The organism is Stenotrophomonas sp. YJH_SMC_6 (genome assembly GCF_059371335.1).
On sequence record NZ_JCAFUM010000003.1, the window covers coordinates 1 to 14,390 of the forward strand.

General features: G+C 67.1%; 18 protein-coding genes. 7 read left to right on the top strand and 11 right to left on the bottom strand.

Annotation, left to right across the window (positions count from 1 at the left end):
- Positions 1–186 precede the first annotated feature (186 nt).
- Positions 187–960: an NAD kinase gene (locus AC5P9N_RS03460; protein WP_049443314.1), complete on the top strand. Its 774-nt coding sequence runs from the start codon at positions 187–189 to the stop codon at positions 958–960.
- Positions 961–1,007: 47 nt separating this feature from the next.
- Positions 1,008–1,952, top strand: coding sequence for a 5'-nucleotidase (locus AC5P9N_RS03465; protein ID WP_099484298.1), 945 nt, complete (start codon positions 1,008–1,010; stop codon positions 1,950–1,952).
- Between the two features lie 180 nt (positions 1,953–2,132).
- On the opposite strand, the gene AC5P9N_RS03470 is transcribed toward AC5P9N_RS03465, so the two are convergent.
- The 11 genes from AC5P9N_RS03470 to asnS all read right to left on the bottom strand — a co-directional run bounded on the left by AC5P9N_RS03470 (position 2,133) and on the right by asnS (position 11,669).
- Positions 2,133–2,684: a DUF2939 domain-containing protein gene (locus tag AC5P9N_RS03470; protein ID WP_099484299.1), complete on the bottom strand. Its 552-nt coding sequence runs from the start codon at positions 2,682–2,684 to the stop codon at positions 2,133–2,135.
- Positions 2,685–2,739: 55 nt separating this feature from the next.
- On the bottom strand, positions 2,740–3,426 hold the full coding sequence (locus tag AC5P9N_RS03475) for a DUF2461 domain-containing protein (RefSeq protein WP_099484300.1): 687 nt from the start codon (positions 3,424–3,426) through the stop codon (positions 2,740–2,742).
- Positions 3,423–4,862 (bottom strand): exodeoxyribonuclease I, encoded by a 1,440-nt coding sequence (gene sbcB, locus AC5P9N_RS03480; RefSeq protein WP_099484301.1) that lies wholly within the window; start codon positions 4,860–4,862, stop codon positions 3,423–3,425. Before sbcB ends, AC5P9N_RS03475 begins: the two co-directional genes overlap by 4 nt.
- The gene (locus AC5P9N_RS03485) at positions 4,862–6,229 is read right to left on the bottom strand and encodes an FAD-dependent oxidoreductase (RefSeq protein WP_012480765.1); all 1,368 of its coding nucleotides are present in this window, start codon (positions 6,227–6,229) and stop codon (positions 4,862–4,864) included. Before AC5P9N_RS03485 ends, sbcB begins: the two co-directional genes overlap by 1 nt.
- A gap of 31 nt (positions 6,230–6,260) precedes the next feature.
- The gene (gene kynU, locus AC5P9N_RS03490) at positions 6,261–7,535 is read right to left on the bottom strand and encodes a kynureninase (protein ID WP_049460353.1); all 1,275 of its coding nucleotides are present in this window, start codon (positions 7,533–7,535) and stop codon (positions 6,261–6,263) included.
- Between the two features lie 162 nt (positions 7,536–7,697).
- Entirely contained in the window at positions 7,698–8,219 is a 522-nt protein-coding gene (locus AC5P9N_RS03495) for a 3-hydroxyanthranilate 3,4-dioxygenase (RefSeq protein WP_005413911.1), read from the bottom strand.
- A gap of 20 nt (positions 8,220–8,239) precedes the next feature.
- On the bottom strand, positions 8,240–8,902 hold the full coding sequence (gene can, locus AC5P9N_RS03500) for a carbonate dehydratase (RefSeq protein ID WP_033835127.1): 663 nt from the start codon (positions 8,900–8,902) through the stop codon (positions 8,240–8,242).
- A 74-nt stretch (positions 8,903–8,976) separates the two neighbouring features.
- Complete coding sequence (locus AC5P9N_RS03505) at positions 8,977–9,615, bottom strand: FMN-binding negative transcriptional regulator (RefSeq protein WP_049448997.1); 639 nt, start codon at positions 9,613–9,615, stop codon at positions 8,977–8,979.
- Positions 9,616–9,622: 7 nt separating this feature from the next.
- A complete protein-coding gene (locus tag AC5P9N_RS03510) occupies positions 9,623–9,937 on the bottom strand; it encodes a hypothetical protein (protein WP_005410233.1) in 315 nt (104 codons plus the stop codon).
- Positions 9,938–9,944: 7 nt separating this feature from the next.
- A complete protein-coding gene (locus AC5P9N_RS03515) occupies positions 9,945–10,244 on the bottom strand; it encodes a hypothetical protein (RefSeq protein ID WP_005410232.1) in 300 nt (99 codons plus the stop codon).
- A 30-nt stretch (positions 10,245–10,274) separates the two neighbouring features.
- A complete protein-coding gene (gene asnS, locus AC5P9N_RS03520; RefSeq protein ID WP_005410231.1) occupies positions 10,275–11,669 on the bottom strand; it encodes an asparagine--tRNA ligase in 1,395 nt (464 codons plus the stop codon).
- 128 nt (positions 11,670–11,797) lie between these two features.
- Here asnS and AC5P9N_RS03525 point away from each other — a divergent pair, with 128 nt between their 5' ends.
- From AC5P9N_RS03525 to rplI, 5 genes are all read left to right on the top strand, one after another.
- Entirely contained in the window at positions 11,798–12,136 is a 339-nt protein-coding gene (locus AC5P9N_RS03525; RefSeq protein ID WP_005410230.1) for a HesB/IscA family protein, read from the top strand.
- Positions 12,137–12,202: 66 nt separating this feature from the next.
- Positions 12,203–12,745: a CbrC family protein gene (locus AC5P9N_RS03530; RefSeq protein WP_049460352.1), complete on the top strand. Its 543-nt coding sequence runs from the start codon at positions 12,203–12,205 to the stop codon at positions 12,743–12,745.
- Between the two features lie 233 nt (positions 12,746–12,978).
- On the top strand, positions 12,979–13,416 hold the full coding sequence (gene rpsF, locus AC5P9N_RS03535) for a 30S ribosomal protein S6 (protein WP_005410228.1): 438 nt from the start codon (positions 12,979–12,981) through the stop codon (positions 13,414–13,416).
- Positions 13,417–13,427: 11 nt separating this feature from the next.
- Positions 13,428–13,658, top strand: coding sequence for a 30S ribosomal protein S18 (gene rpsR / locus AC5P9N_RS03540; RefSeq protein WP_002804494.1), 231 nt, complete (start codon positions 13,428–13,430; stop codon positions 13,656–13,658).
- Positions 13,659–13,762: 104 nt separating this feature from the next.
- Positions 13,763–14,212, top strand: coding sequence for a 50S ribosomal protein L9 (rplI, locus tag AC5P9N_RS03545; protein WP_005410227.1), 450 nt, complete (start codon positions 13,763–13,765; stop codon positions 14,210–14,212).
- Positions 14,213–14,390 lie beyond the last annotated feature (178 nt).

The following is a 14,390-nucleotide window of genomic DNA, read 5'->3' on the forward strand; positions in this document are numbered from 1 at the left end:
AGTAGTGCCAGGCCATGCCTGGCATGCGTGAACCGGAACGGCCCCGCGAAAGCGGGGCCGTTCTGCATTGCACGGTAGTGCCGGCCGCTGGCCGGCAGCCGCATGAACCGCAACCGGGTGCAGCTGCCGGCCAGCGGCCGGTACTACCGGGTATGCTCTTGCAGGCACACCCACCCGGATCCACCGATGAGCGACACCCCCCGCATCGCTTTCCTGGCCAGCACCACCGAGCCCGCGCAGATGGCGCGCGCGGCCATGGTGTCGCGCTATGGCGACTACACGCCCGAGCAGGCCGACGTGCTGTGCCCGCTGGGGGGCGACGGCTTCATGCTGCAGACCCTGCATCGGCATGGGCACCTGGGCAAGCCGGTGTTCGGCATGAAGCTGGGCACGGTCGGCTTCCTGATGAACCAGTACCGTGGAGATGACGACGTGCAGGCCCGCATCGCACGCGCAGAACCGGCCAACCTGCGCCCGCTGGAAATGGTGGCGCTGACCGAGTCCGGCACCAGTACCGGCTCGCTGGCCTACAACGACGTTTCGCTCCTGCGCCAGACCCGGCAGGCCGCGCATATCGGCATCGACCTCAACGGCCAGGAGCGCGTGGCCGAACTGATCGGCGACGGCGTGCTGGTGGCCACCCCGGCCGGCAGTACCGCCTACAACTATTCCGCGCATGGTCCGGTGCTGCCGCTGGGCTCGCACACCATCGCGCTGACGCCGTTGGCCCCGTACCGGCCGCGGCGCTGGCGCGGCGCGATCCTGAAGGCCGATACCGAAGTGCGCTTCCGCGTGCTCGATCCGTACAAGCGCCCGGTCAGCGTGACTGCCGACTCGCACGAGACCCGCGACGTGGTCGAGGTGACCATCCGTGAGTCGAAGGACCGCCGCGTGACCCTGCTGTTCGACCCGGAGCACAACCTGGAAGACCGGATCCTGAGCGAACAGTTCGTTTTTTGAGGACAATGGGCAGCCGGCCGTGCCGACCGCTTGAAGGACCCCCACCGATGGGCGACAACACCCCCCGTTTGCTGACCGTCGCGGTGACCTCGCGCGCGCTGTTCGACCTCGAGGAAAGCCACGCGCTGTTCGAGAGCGATGGCGTGGCGGCCTATGCCGAATTCCAGCGCCAGCACGAGGACGATATCCTCGGCCCCGGCGTGGCGTTTCCGGTGGTACGCAAGCTGCTGGCTTTGAACCAGGGCGCCAGCCCGGAGAATCCTCGCGTCGAGGTGATCCTGCTGTCGCGCAACTCGGCCGATACCGGCCTGCGCATCTTCAATTCGATCCAGCACTACGGCCTGGGCATCATCCGCGCCACGTTCACTGCCGGCGAGCCGACCTGGCCGTATGTGAAGCCGTTCGGCACCGACCTGTTCCTGTCGGCCAACCCGGAATCGGTGCGCAGCGCGCTGCGCCACGGCATCGCCGCGGCAACCATCCTGCCCAAGCCGCCCGGCGAGACCGCGGCAGCGGCGGCCGACCAGATCGATACCGGGCGCCCGGCCGGCCAGTTGCGCATCGCCTTCGACGGTGACGCGGTGATCTTCGGTGACGAGAGCGAGCGCATCTCACGCGAGCAGGGCGTGGAGGCGTTTGGCCGGCACGAGCGTGAACGGGCCCGCGAACCCCTCAGCGGCGGCCCGTTCCGCGGTTTCCTGTCGGCCCTGCATACGCTGCAGGAAGTGTTCCCGGCCGGCGAGAGCGCGCCGATCCGCACTGCGCTGGTGACCGCACGCTCGGCACCGGCGCATGAGCGCGTAATCCGCACCCTGCGCGAGTGGGGAGTGCGCCTGGACGAAGCGCTGTTCCTCGGCGGCCGCCACAAGGGGCCGTTCCTGCAGGCGTTCGGTGCCGACATCTTCTTCGATGATTCGCAGCACAACATCGACAGTGCGCGAGAGCATGTGGCCGCCGGCCACGTACCGCACGGTGTCGCCAACGAGGGGTGAGACCATGCCGGGTGGGTGCCAACCGTTGGTTGGCACTGCCATGCATCGACGCCCACCAAGGTGGGCATCTACCAGAGCGCTGTACCGCGGTAGTCGCCAACCTTGGTTGGCGCCGTCCTGGATCCATGCCCACCAAGGTGGGCATCTACCGAAAGCAGCACCGTCGAAGGGCATGACCCGTCACGGGGTGGCCGACATCCCCAACTGCAGATCCACCACCTTCCAGCGCAGGCCCTGCGGTTCCAGCACCACTTTCATCGGCGGCTGGTCGGGGCCGCGATCGACGTCGATCACGAAGCGGTCCAGCGCTTCGAAGTGATGCTCGGCGTTCTTCAATGGCCGTGCCGGCTCGGTCGCGCCGAAGGCATCACCGCCCTGCAGTTCATTGCGGCCGCGCTTCCACAGCACGTGGCCCTGCAGCATTGCGCCGATCCCGGTCGGGGTCACCATGGTTTCCACCGCTGCACCGCCGAGCTGGTCGCCGAGGCCGTACAGCAGGGCGCCGAACGGGCTGGCCGCTACATCCGGGCCGGCCTGGCGTACCAGATAGTCGTTGAGCTGGGCGCGCAGGCTGCTGCGCACGCGAGGGAAATCGACATAGCGTTCCAGTCGCGCCGTGTCGCGTTCTTCGATGGCCTTGGACAGGCCGTGCACGGCCATGTACGGGCCGCCGAACCACCACGCAGCCAAGGCCAGGACCAGCAGCACAGCCAGTGCAGTGAGCTTCTTCATGCTGTCCAGACTGCCGCAAGTGAGGCAGCCAGTGGTGAACGGCAGGTGATGCGGCTCAGAACTCCAGGTCCAGCGCCGCGCACAGGTAGTCAACGAACGGGCCGAGCCCAGCCAGGTCCTTGCCCAGCGTGGACAGCAGGCGCGGGCCGGTCATGGTGGCATCGTCCAGCGAGCGCCGCATCACCCAGTTGCGGTGCTTGAGGTCGTCGATGAACTCGAAGTCGGCCGGGAAGCCACGCGGGGGCCGCACCAGCTTTTCGCTCTCCTCGAAATCGAAGCGTTTGCGCAGGGCCGGTGCATGCGCGGCGGCCTTCCAGCTGCCCGGATTGTCGAGGATGAAGTGGCGTACGCGGCGCTGGGTTTCCGGTTCCGGATGCCACAGGCCAGCGCCGACGAAGCTCTCGCCCGGCTGCAGGTGCACGTAGAACGAGGGCGCGGCCACTTCGCGGCGGCGCTCATGGAACAGGCGTGCACCCTGCCAGGTCTTGTACGGCGACTTGTCGTTGGAAAAACGCGCGTCACGATGGATGCGGAACAGCGAGCCACCGACGCCACGGGTATCGGCGCGGAAGTGCTCGCTGACCTCGGCCAGCGCCGGCTGCAGGTCGCCCAGCAGGCGCAGGAACGGCTGCCGCACGTGGTCTTCGTACTGCTGGCGGTGATCGTTGAACCAGGCCTTGTCGTTGTGCCGCGCAAGGCTGCGCAGGAACTTGAAGCTGGCGTCCGAGAAATAAGTGCTCACAGCGTCTCCTGCAGGTGCTGGCCCCAGTCGCGCAGCGATTGCAGCAGGGCCTGGCGCCGGGTGTCATCGGGCGCTTCGGCGGCCAGTGCATCCAGCTGCTGCTGGTACTGGGGCAGGTTGAGTTCGCCCAGGCCGCCGTCTCCGAGCAGGCGCTGGCGGCGGTAATCCTGCCAGCGCTGGCGTTCAGGCGGCGCGAGGCTGTCGGGATGATTGCGCGCGCGGTAGCGGAACAGCAGCTCCGGCAGGCGCGGGTCGCGGAAGCGACCTTCCAGCGCGGCCAGCTGCTCGGGCGCGGTGGTGCGTGCAAGCGCAAGCAGCGGCTTGTCACCGTTGCCGAGGAAGCCGTCGTACAGCGAGGCATCGACGTCGGCCACGGTGGCGGCGCGGGGCTGGTTGTAGACCTGCCGGGCTTTTTCGGCCAGCTGCGGGGCGAACGCGCGCAGGCGCTCCACCTTGGCTTCGATCGCAGCCACATCCAGGCCGAGGCGCGCGTGGTCATCGGCACGCAGGTGGTTCCAGGCGATCAGCGCCGGCACCTTGTTCAGATGCACTTCCTTCAGAGGTACCCGTGCCACGCCTTCGGGCAGCTCGCTGGCGCGCATGTACAGGCGCTGTGCGATCACCTCCGCCGGCAGCTCCAGCAGATCGTCGATCTCGCCTTCCAGGTCGAACACGATCACCCGGTTGTTGATGGTCGGGTGCACGGCCAACGGCAGCACCGGTGCCGCGCACAGGTGGCTGGCCGGGTAGCGCATGGAAATGTGCAGCACCGGCTTCATCGCGGCCACGTCCAGCAGGCCGCCGACGAAACGCTTGTCGCGCAGCTTCAGGGCGTAGTCCCACAGGCGTGGTTGCGACTGCTTGAACAGCCGCGCCATGCCGATGGTGGCGCGCACGTCGGACAGTGCTTCGTGTGCATCGCCTTCGCGCACGTGGTTGGCCTCGGCCAGGTGCTCAAGCTTGAACGAGGTGGCGCCATCCTCGCGCAGCGGCCACTGGATGCCGTCCGGGCGCATCGCGCGCATCAGCCGCAGCATGTCCAGCAGGTCCCAGCGCGAATTGCCGTTGCGCCACTCGCGTTCGTACGGGTCGTGGAAGTTGCGGAACAGCCCGTAGCGGACGAACTCATCGTCGAAGCGCAGCGTGTTGTAGCCCAGCGTGCAGGTGCCGGGGCGCGACAGCTGCTCGTTGATGCGGTCGAAGGCCTCGGCCTCGCTGATGCCCTCGGCCAGTGCCTGCTGCGGGGTGATGCCGGTAACCAGGGTGGCCATCGGCGAGGGCAGCAGGTCATCGGCCGGGCGCACAAAGAAGCTGACCGGGGTGTCGATTTCGTTGAGATCGGCGTCGGTGCGGATGGCGGCGAACTGCGAGATGCGCGTGCGCCGCGGGTCCTGGCCGAAGGTTTCCAGATCGTAGAACAGGAAGCTGTCAGCCATCAGTGCGCGCCCTCCAGGACCGGCAGCTGCGCATGAATCTGCGCTTCCAGCGCGGCCCAGTCGATGTTGTCCAGTGAATCATGGCCGGTGGTGGCGGCCACCAGCATGTCGCGTTGCAGTTCGGTGCGGCGCAGCGCCTCGGCGTACGGCGTGTGCAGGAAGGTGACCATGGTGTAGTGCGGCACGAAGCGGGTCGGCCAGCGCCGCTGCAGTTCCTGTTCCAGTTCGCGCTGCAGCAGGAATGCAGGGTCGGCGACGCGGTCGCGCATTTCCAGGTAGTTCTCCAGCGCCATCTGCTGGATGGCACGCGCATTCGGCTTGCGCTCGGCTTCGAACGCGGCGAACGCACCTTCCAGATCATCGGCCTCCATCAGGTGGCGGGCCAGCGCAACGCAGTCCTCGAACGCGCAGTTCATGCCCTGGCCGTGGAACGGCACCATCGCATGCGCGGCGTCGCCGATCAGCACGGCACGGCCCTGCTGGTGCCAGCGATCGAGCGTCAGCGTGCCAAGCAGGCCCGGCGGGTGCTGTTCCCAGTCTGCGCGCAGGTTCGGGATCAGCGGCAGGGTGTCGGCGAACTCGCGCGCGAACAGCGCCTCGGCCTGCGCGCCGGTATTGATCGTGGCGAAGCTGGGATCGCCCTGGTTGGGCAGGAACAAAGTGACGGTGAAGGTGCCTTCGTGATTGGGCAGGGCGATGCACATGTAATGGCCGCGCGGCCAGATATGCAGCGCGTTGCGCTCGATGCGGAAGCTGCCATCGTCGGCCGGCGGAATTTCCAGCTCCTTGTAGGAGTGATCGAGGAACGCGATGTCCTCGCCCAGCGGCGCCCGCCGGTTCATCGCCGCGCGCAGGGCCGAGCCTGCACCATCGGCACCGATCAGGGTGTCGAAGCGGATGTCATGCGGGCTGTCGTCGCGGTCGTCGATGAAGCGTGCGTAGCCGGCGTCGAAATCGACGGTGTGCAGGCGGCGGTGGAAGTGTACGGTCGCGCCAGCCTGTTCGGCCAGTTCCAGCAGCGTGGTGTTGAGGTCGCTGCGATGGATCGACCAGATCACTTCGCTGTCGTCGCGGCCATAGCGCTGCAGCTGCGGTTCGCCTTCGCGCGGATGCACCATGCGTCCGCGCATCATCACCGCGCGCGCCATGACCTCGTCTTCCACACCGGCCTGGCGCAGCGCATTGCGCCCACGCTCGGCCAGCGCCAGGTTGATCGAGCGGCCGCTCTCATAGTCGGCCACGCGTGGATCGCCACGGCGTTCGTACAGGGTGATGCGCCAGCCCTGGCGTGACAGCAGGATGGCCAGCAGCGACCCGGCGAGGCCGGCACCGATAATGCTCAACGAGCGGGAAGCATGTGCGATCAACGAACTGTCCAGCAGTAGGGGAGGGACCGGCTCAGAGGCCGGCCCAGGCTTCCACTTCCTCGACGAAGTGGTGCACGTCCAGGTAGCGGTTGTAGAGCGGGGTGGGCGAGATGCGGATCACGTCCGGCTCGCGCCAGTCGCCGAGCACGCCGATGCCGCGCAGGTGCTCGAACAGCGCACGGCCGCGCTCGCGCCCACCGATCACGCGCAATGACAGCTGGCAGCCACGGCGCTGTGGCTCGGCCGGGGTGATGATGTCGAGCACGCCGGAAAGGCGTGCACGTACAAGCGCTTCGAGCATGCCGGTCAACGCCAGCGACTTGTTGCGCAGTGCCTCCATGCCGGCGCGCTCGAACAGGTCCAGCGACGCGCGCAGCGGCGCCAGGCCGAGGATCGGCGGATTGCTGAGCTGCCAGCCTTCGGCACCGATGGCGGGGGTGAACTGCGGTGCCATCTGGAAGCGGGTGGCTTCCTCATGGCCCCACCAGCCGGCAAAGCGCGGCAGCGTGGTGTCGCGGTGATGGCGCTCGTGCACGAACGCGCCGGCCACCGCACCCGGGCCGCTGTTGAGGTATTTGTAGTGGCACCACACGGCGAAATCGGGTGCGACGTCATGCAGGCGCAGCGGCAGGTTGCCGACCGAGTGCGCCAGGTCGAAGCCGATGCGCGCGCCCTGCAGGCGGGCAGCACGGGTGATTGCATCGAGGTCGAAGGCCTGGCCGGTGCGGTACTGCACGCCGGGCCACAGCACCAGTGCAAGGCGCGGACCGTGTTCGGCGATGGCGCGCTCGATCGCGGTGAGCGTGATCGTTCCGTTGGCTTCGTCCGGTTGCACTTCCACCAGGCACTCGGCCGGGTCGAACCCGTGGAAACGGATCTGCGCTTCCACCGCGTGTCGGTCGGTCGGGAATGCACCGGCTTCCATCAGGATCACCGGGCGCTGCGCGGTCGGTCGGTAGAAGCTGACCATCATCAGGTGCAGGTTCACGCTCAGCGTGTTCATCGCCACCACTTCGCTGGGCAGTGCACCGACCACGCGGGCCAGCTGCGCGCTCACCAGGCGGTGGTAGGACAGCCACTGCGTCGGGCCGGTGAAGTGGCCTTCCACCGCCAGCTCGCCCCATTGCTTCATCACTTCCTGCACCGCGGCTTGGGCGCCACGCGGCTGCAGGCCCAGCGAGTTGCCGACGAAGTAGGTCTGCTCGCCACCGCCATGGCGCGGAATCAGGAATTCGTTACGCAGCGGGCGCAGCGGATCGGCGGCGTCCAGGGCAATGGCGTGGGTGCGGCTGAGCAGGTCGGACATGGTCGGGCAACAGGCTGCAACGGGACCGCCAGTGTAGCGCCTGGGGCATGGCCCGGTAGACGCGGCCACGCTTCGAGCGCCGCGTCTTCTGGTAGTTGCCCACCTTGGTTGGCGCGCGTAGATCCATGCGCCCACCAGGGTGGGCGCCTACCGGTGTGGGCGTCAGCCCGCCGCCGGCACCGGCAGCGGATCCACGTGCCCGCACTGGCTGCAGGTACGCAGCTCCAGGCTGGCGTGATAGCGCGCAAACACCTTGGGCAGGTCGGTCTCGATGTTCTGCAGCGGGAAGAACTCTTCGTGCAGCTTGTGGTTGCAGCGTTCGCAGTGCCAGATCACGCCGTCCTTTTCGTGCGGCAGGCGCTTGCGCTCGACCACCAGGCCGATGCCGCCGGGCGGGCGCCGCGGCGAGTGCGGCACCCTGGCCGGCAACAGGAAGATCTCGCCGGCGCGGATCGGGATGTCGCGCACCGCGCCGTCCTCCTGCACCTTCAGCACCATCTCGCCCTCGAGCTGGTAGAACCACTCCGGGCCTTCGTCGTAGTGATAGTCGGTGCGCGAATTCGGCCCGCCCACGACCATCACGATGAAGTCGCCGTTGTCGATCATCTTGTTGCCCACCGGCGGCTTCAGCAGGTGGCGGTTTTCTTCGATCCAGGCGTGCAGGTTGATCGGCGAGGCGAGCATGGTCGTGGTCCGTAGTGAGGTCAGTCGCGCCGGCCCTGGCGGGGCACGTAGGACAGTGCCTTTTCATAGGCCGGCTTCAGCTCCTCCGGTCCACCGACATCGATGCCCATTTCGCTGACCCGGCCGTTCTTCAGGCTGTAGACCCAGCCGTGCACCATCAGCTTCTGCCCGCGCGCCCAGGCGTCCTCGACGATGGTCGAACGGCACAGGTTGGCGACCTGCTCGATCACGTTCAGTTCGCACAGGCGCGCGTGCTTCAGCTCGTCATCCTCGATCGCATCGAGGATGCCCTGGTGCTTCTGCACCACGTCGCCGACATGGCGCAGCCAGTTGTCGGCCAGGCCGACGCGGGTATTGTGCAGGCAGGCGTGCACGCCGCCGCAGCCGTAGTGGCCGACGATCAGGATGTGCTTCACCTTCAACTGGTCCACCGCGTACTGCACCACGCTCAGGCAGTTCAGGTCGGTGTGTGCGACCACGTTGGCGACGTTGCGGTGCACGAACACTTCACCCGGGGCCATGCCGATGATCTGGTTGGCCGGCACCCGCGAGTCGGAGCAGCCGATCCACAGGTATTCCGGATGCTGCTGCTTGGACAGCTGCTGGAAGAACCCAGGGTCTTCCTTGGCGATGCGGTCGGCCCAGTCGCGGTTGTTCTGCAGCAGGCGGTGGATGTCTTTCATGTGCGGTATCCCTGGCGTCGGGTGGGGGCAAGGCGCGGCCGTTCTGGTCGCGCCGTCGCGGGAAGCTGGGGTGATCAGCCGCTGGAGGCGGACTGTTCACGGTGCCAGCGCATCCACTGCGCCAGCTCATGGGAGGACGGGGAGGCGAGCGCTTCCAGTGCGGCGATCACGGCCTGCTGGTTGGCGTCGGGATGGTTCTGGCTGAGTTTCAGCTTCAGCTGCACGTGTTCCACCTGGAAGCGGAAGCCGACGATGGCGCGCAGCTCCGGGCCGTGTTCGGCGCGCGCGGCATCGAACCGCCAGGCCTGGCCGACACTGGCTTCGAAGCGGTCGCTGATCGCGCCGACCAGTTCGGCCAGCGCATCAGCGTCGTCGAAGGTCTGCAGCTGGCCACGCAGCTCGGCAGCGGCGTAGTTCCAGGTGGGCACCCGCGCGGCGGGCTCCTTGTCCGGATACCAGCTGGCCGAGACGTAGCCGTGTGGGCCATCGACCAGTACCTTGGCCGCGCCGCTGTGGCGCGACTGCGGGTTGGCGCGGGCCCAGTGGCCGCGCAGTTCGATCTGGTCGCCGTCACGCCGGTACAGCACCGGCATCCGGGTCAGCTCCGGCAGGCCATCGCTGCCGGGGGTGAGCACGGTGACGAACGGGTCGCGCGCCAGCAGGCGGTCCAGCCAGAGCAGGTCGGTCTCGGCGAAGGCGCGCGGGGTGAACATGCAGGGGTCAGGCGCGCCCGCCCAGCGACTGGACCATGCGGCCACGCAGACCCTCGTCGCTGTCGGCCTGCGGCGGCTGCACTTCGTGCAGGCTGAAGCCGCGCACCAGTGCGTCCTCCTCGTCCAGGCCGTCGTACTCGACGAACTCGGCGTCGAACAACTGCGAACGGGCGGTGTCTTCGCTGTCGTAGCTCAGCGTGTTGCCATCGCTGTCGAGCACTTCGGCGGTGCCGGCCGGGCGAACGCGCAGGCGCGCCCAGATCAGGGTGTTGCCGAGGCTGGCCAGCCACCAGCTGTCGCGCGAGGCGGTGATGTCATTCATGGGTGTGTTACCAGAGCGAGGCCAGCCAGAGCAGGGCGGCCATGCCCAGTCCGGCCAGCAGGGTCAGCAGCGATACCCAGGCCGGTGTCGCCAGCCCGGACAGCGAGCGGTCCGGTTGCTGCCGATAGTCGCGGCGCAGCAGCCAGGCCAGGGCATCGGGCTTGAGGAAGGCGCCGCTGCCGAAGCGCGCGGCGAGCGCCGGATGGCGGTCGCGCACGTGCACCAGGGTCAGCGGCCAGAAGATCACGAAGGCACTGAACCCGGCCACTGCAACGCCGACGAAACAGAGGGCGAAGAACAGGGTCATGGGGGCAGTACCTCCGTGGTCGTATGGGGCTTAGAAGTCCGCGCTGCCCGGGGCGCGCGGGTAGGGGATCGCATCGCGGATGTTGGACAGCCCGCAGACGTACACCACCAGGCGCTCGAAGCCCAGGCCGAAGCCGGCGTGCGGCACCGAGCCATAGCGGCGGAAATCGCGGTACCAGCTGTAGTGTTCGCGATCCAGGCCGAACTGGGCCATTCGCGCGTCCAGCACGTCCAGGCGCTCTTCGCGCTGGCTGCCGCCGATGATCTCGCCGATGCCCGGGGCCAGCACGTCCATCGCGGCAACGGTCTTGCCGTCGTCGTTCAGGCGCATGTAGAAGGCCTTGATGTGCTCCGGATAGTTGGTCACCACCACCGGGCGGCCGACGTGTTCCTCGGTCAGCCAGCGCTCGTGCTCGGTCTGCAGGTCCAGGCCCCATTCGACCGGGAAGTCGAACTTCCTGCCGGACTTCTGCAGCAGGCTGACCGCGTCGGTGTAGTCGATGCGCTCGAACGGTGCGTTGATGAAGTCTTCCAGCTTGGTGATCGCGTTCTTGTCCACGCGCTCGGCGATGAAGGCCAGGTCGTCGCTGCGCTCGTTCAGCACCGCACGGAACAGGTACTTCAGGAACTCTTCGGCCAGGCGTGCGTCTTCGGCCAGGTCGGCGAAGGCGATTTCCGGCTCGATCATCCAGAACTCCGCCAGGTGGCGGGTGGTGTGGCTGTTCTCGGCGCGGAAGGTCGGGCCGAAGGTGTAGACCTTGCTCAGCGCCAGGCAGTAGGCCTCGACGTTCAGCTGGCCGGACACGGTCAGGAAGGTTTCCTTGCCGAAGAAGTCGCGGCTGAAATCGATCGCGCCCTTCTCATCGCGCGGCAGGTTCACCATGTCCAGGGTGGACACGCGGAACATCTGGCCGGCGCCTTCGGCGTCGGAGGTGGTGATGATCGGGGTGCTGATCCAGTTGAAGCCGTTCTCGTGGAAGAAACGGTGCACGGCCTGGGCCAGGCAGTTGCGGATGCGGGTGACCGCGCCGAACAGGTTGGTGCGCGGGCGCAGGTGCGCCACTTCGCGCAGGAACTCCGGCGACATCGGCTTGGGCTGGATCGGGTAGGTGAGCGGGTCTTCGACCCAGCCGACCACTTCCACTGCACTGGCCTGGATCTCGAACGACTGGCCCTTGCCCTGCGACTTCACCAGGGTGCCGGTGGCGATGACCGAGCAGCCGCTGGTCAGGCGCTTGATCTCGTCGAAGTTGGCCAGGCTGTCGCCGGCCACGACCTGGATCGGGGCGAAGCAGGAGCCGTCGCTCACATTCACGAAGGCCAGATTCGCTGAACCGCGCACCGTGCGCACCCATCCGCGTACCGTGACTTCGCCGCCTTCCGGGATCTTCCCGGCAAGCGCATGTTCAACGCTGACCACCGTCATGACTTGAATCCTCTGCTGATCGACTCGATCTGTGAACACGGGAGTTTACCGGTTGCAGCGTTCTGCTTGCGAGGCATTTTTCGCGGCAACGGCTCCTTATAATGTCCCCGTACCTCTGGAGTAGCCCCATGGCCGTCAGCCTGACCCCCATTGCCTTCGAGCGCGTGCAGCGCTTTGTCGCCCAGACCCCCGGTGCGCTGGGCCTGCGTTTCGGCGTGACCAAGACCGGTTGCTCCGGCTGGGGCCACATCACCGACCTGGCACGCGACGAGCGCGAGGGCGATACCGTGTTCGAGCAGGACGGCGTGAAGATCTATGTCGACGCCAAGAGCCTGGCGCTGGTGGACGGCACCGTGATCGACTTCGGCAAGCACGGCCTGAGCGAGACCTTCACGTTCAGCAACCCCAATGCCACCGCCGAGTGTGGCTGCGGCGAGAGCTTCACCACCGACGCCGACAAGGCCTGACGGCCCGGCGCGTCCCGGTAGCTGCCGACCTTGGTCGGCACGCGGGGCTCGGCAGGGACCCCGCGGATGGAACGACCGGCTTTTACCTATCATCCCAACGCCTACGCCCTCTCCTTCGAAGAGGTCGACGGAATCTGTGACTGCTGCGGCCAGCCGCGCACACTGCGCTACCGCGGGCCGTTCTACACCCGTCTGCGTCCGGATTACCTTTGCCCCTGGTGTATCGCCGACGGCAGGGCGGCGGCCAGCTACGAGGGTGAATTCACCGGCTGGAGTGATATCGAAGGGGTCTCGCCAGGCCCGGCCGACCCGCCGCCGAGCATCGCTCGTGAGCTGCTGCTGGAGATCTGCGAGCGCACGCCGGGCTACCCGTCCTGGCAGCAATCGGTCTGGCTGAGCCATTGTGAACGGCCCTGCGCCTTCCTCGGTTTCGCCGGCAGAGACGATCTGCTGCCCATCCTCGACCAAGTCCGGCCCGATGTGGCGGAGGTCAATCCGCGCGACGCCGACTGGGTGCTGGCGCACCTGAGCCGGGACGGGATGATGGTCGGCTGCCTGTTCCAGTGCCTGGAATGCGGCCAGCACCGCCTTCACGTCGACCTGGGGTGAATCCAGGCGGATTCTTGGGCTGTGCGGGGCTCCGGTAGCGGCCAGCCTGGGTCGGCATGGGGGCTGCGCCCCCGGTTCAGGTTGCCCTGTGACCCGCCGGTTGCCCGGCACCCCCCATCTGCGCCATAATGCGCGGCTTCCTGCCTCCCCGGCGGGAATCCTTGCCCCACCGCGGTATCAACGGCGGGGGGCTGTCCGGCCGCAAGGCCACATCCGAAAGGTAGAAAAAAAACATGAGTCGTCATTACGAAATCGTGTTCATGGTCCACCCGGACCAGAGCGAGCAGGTCCCGGCCATGATCGAGCGCTACAAGTCGCTGGTCGAGAACGGCAACGGCACCATCCACCGTCTGGAAGACTGGGGCCGCCGCCAGCTGGCGTACCCGATCCAGAACCTGGTGAAGGCCCACTACGTGCTGATGAACATCGAAGCCGACCAGGCCGTTCTGAACGAACTGACCGAGAGCTTCCGCTTCAACGACGCCGTGCTGCGCAACCTGGTCATCAAGCGTGACGAGGCTGACACCGAGCAGTCGCTGATCATGAAGAGCAAGGACGAGAAGGGTGACAAGCCGGAGCGCGGTGAGCGCCGTCGTCGTGACGACGAAGAAGGCGAGTCCAACAACACCGCTGACAACGAAGCCGGCGACGACGCCGCTTCCGCCGCCTAAGGAGCCTTCCCATGTCCAAGTTCTTCCGTCGCCGCAAGTTCTGCAAGTTCACTGCTGAAGGTGTGAAGGAGATCGACTACAAGGATCTCAACACCCTGCGCCAGTACCTGACCGAGAACGGCAAGATCGTGCCGAGCCGCGTCACCGGTACCAAGTCGAAGTACCAGCGCCAGCTGGCGACCGCCGTCAAGCGCGCTCGCTTCCTGGCCCTGATCCCGTACACCGACAACCACGACGTCTGATGCCGGCGGGGCGGCCCGGCGCCGCCCCCGCTGTGCCAGCTATTCGGACAGCCTTTGTTGCGGGGCATCGCCTCGCTAACGAATAACTTATCTGGAGCAATACCATGCAGCTGATCCTCCTGCAGAAAGTCACCAACCTCGGCAACCTGGGCGACCTGGTCGACGTGAAGCCGGGCTACGGCCGTAACTTCCTCGTGCCGCAGGGCAAGGCCGTGCCGGCCACCGAGAGCAACAAGGCCGAGTTCGAAGCCAAGCGCGCCGAATACGAAGCCAAGGCCCAGGCCATCCACGCCGACGCTGAAGGCCGCAAGGCCAAGCTGGAAGGCGCGAGCGTGACCATCGCCGCCAACGCTTCGACCGAAGGCAAGCTGTACGGCTCGGTTGGCCCGCGCGACATCGCCGAGGCCTTCACCGCCGCCGGCCTGCCGCTGGAAAAGAGCGAAGTCATCCTGGGCGAAGGCGCCTTCCGCAACATCGGCGAATACGACGTGCTGGTCCACCTGCACGCCGACGTCGAGACCACCGTCAAGGTCGTCGTCGTCGCCGAAGCCTGATCCCACGCCGCAAGGCTTGGCATCACCGCAGAACGGGCGCCCGCAAGGGTGCCCGTTTTGTTTTTGGCGCCGTTCCGCGGTGTCGGGCCAGGTCCGTCCGACGGGGTGGGGGTGGGCAATGTTCCACGCCCATTCGTAGAACACGTCCACATCGGTATACTCAGGGCGTCACACCCGT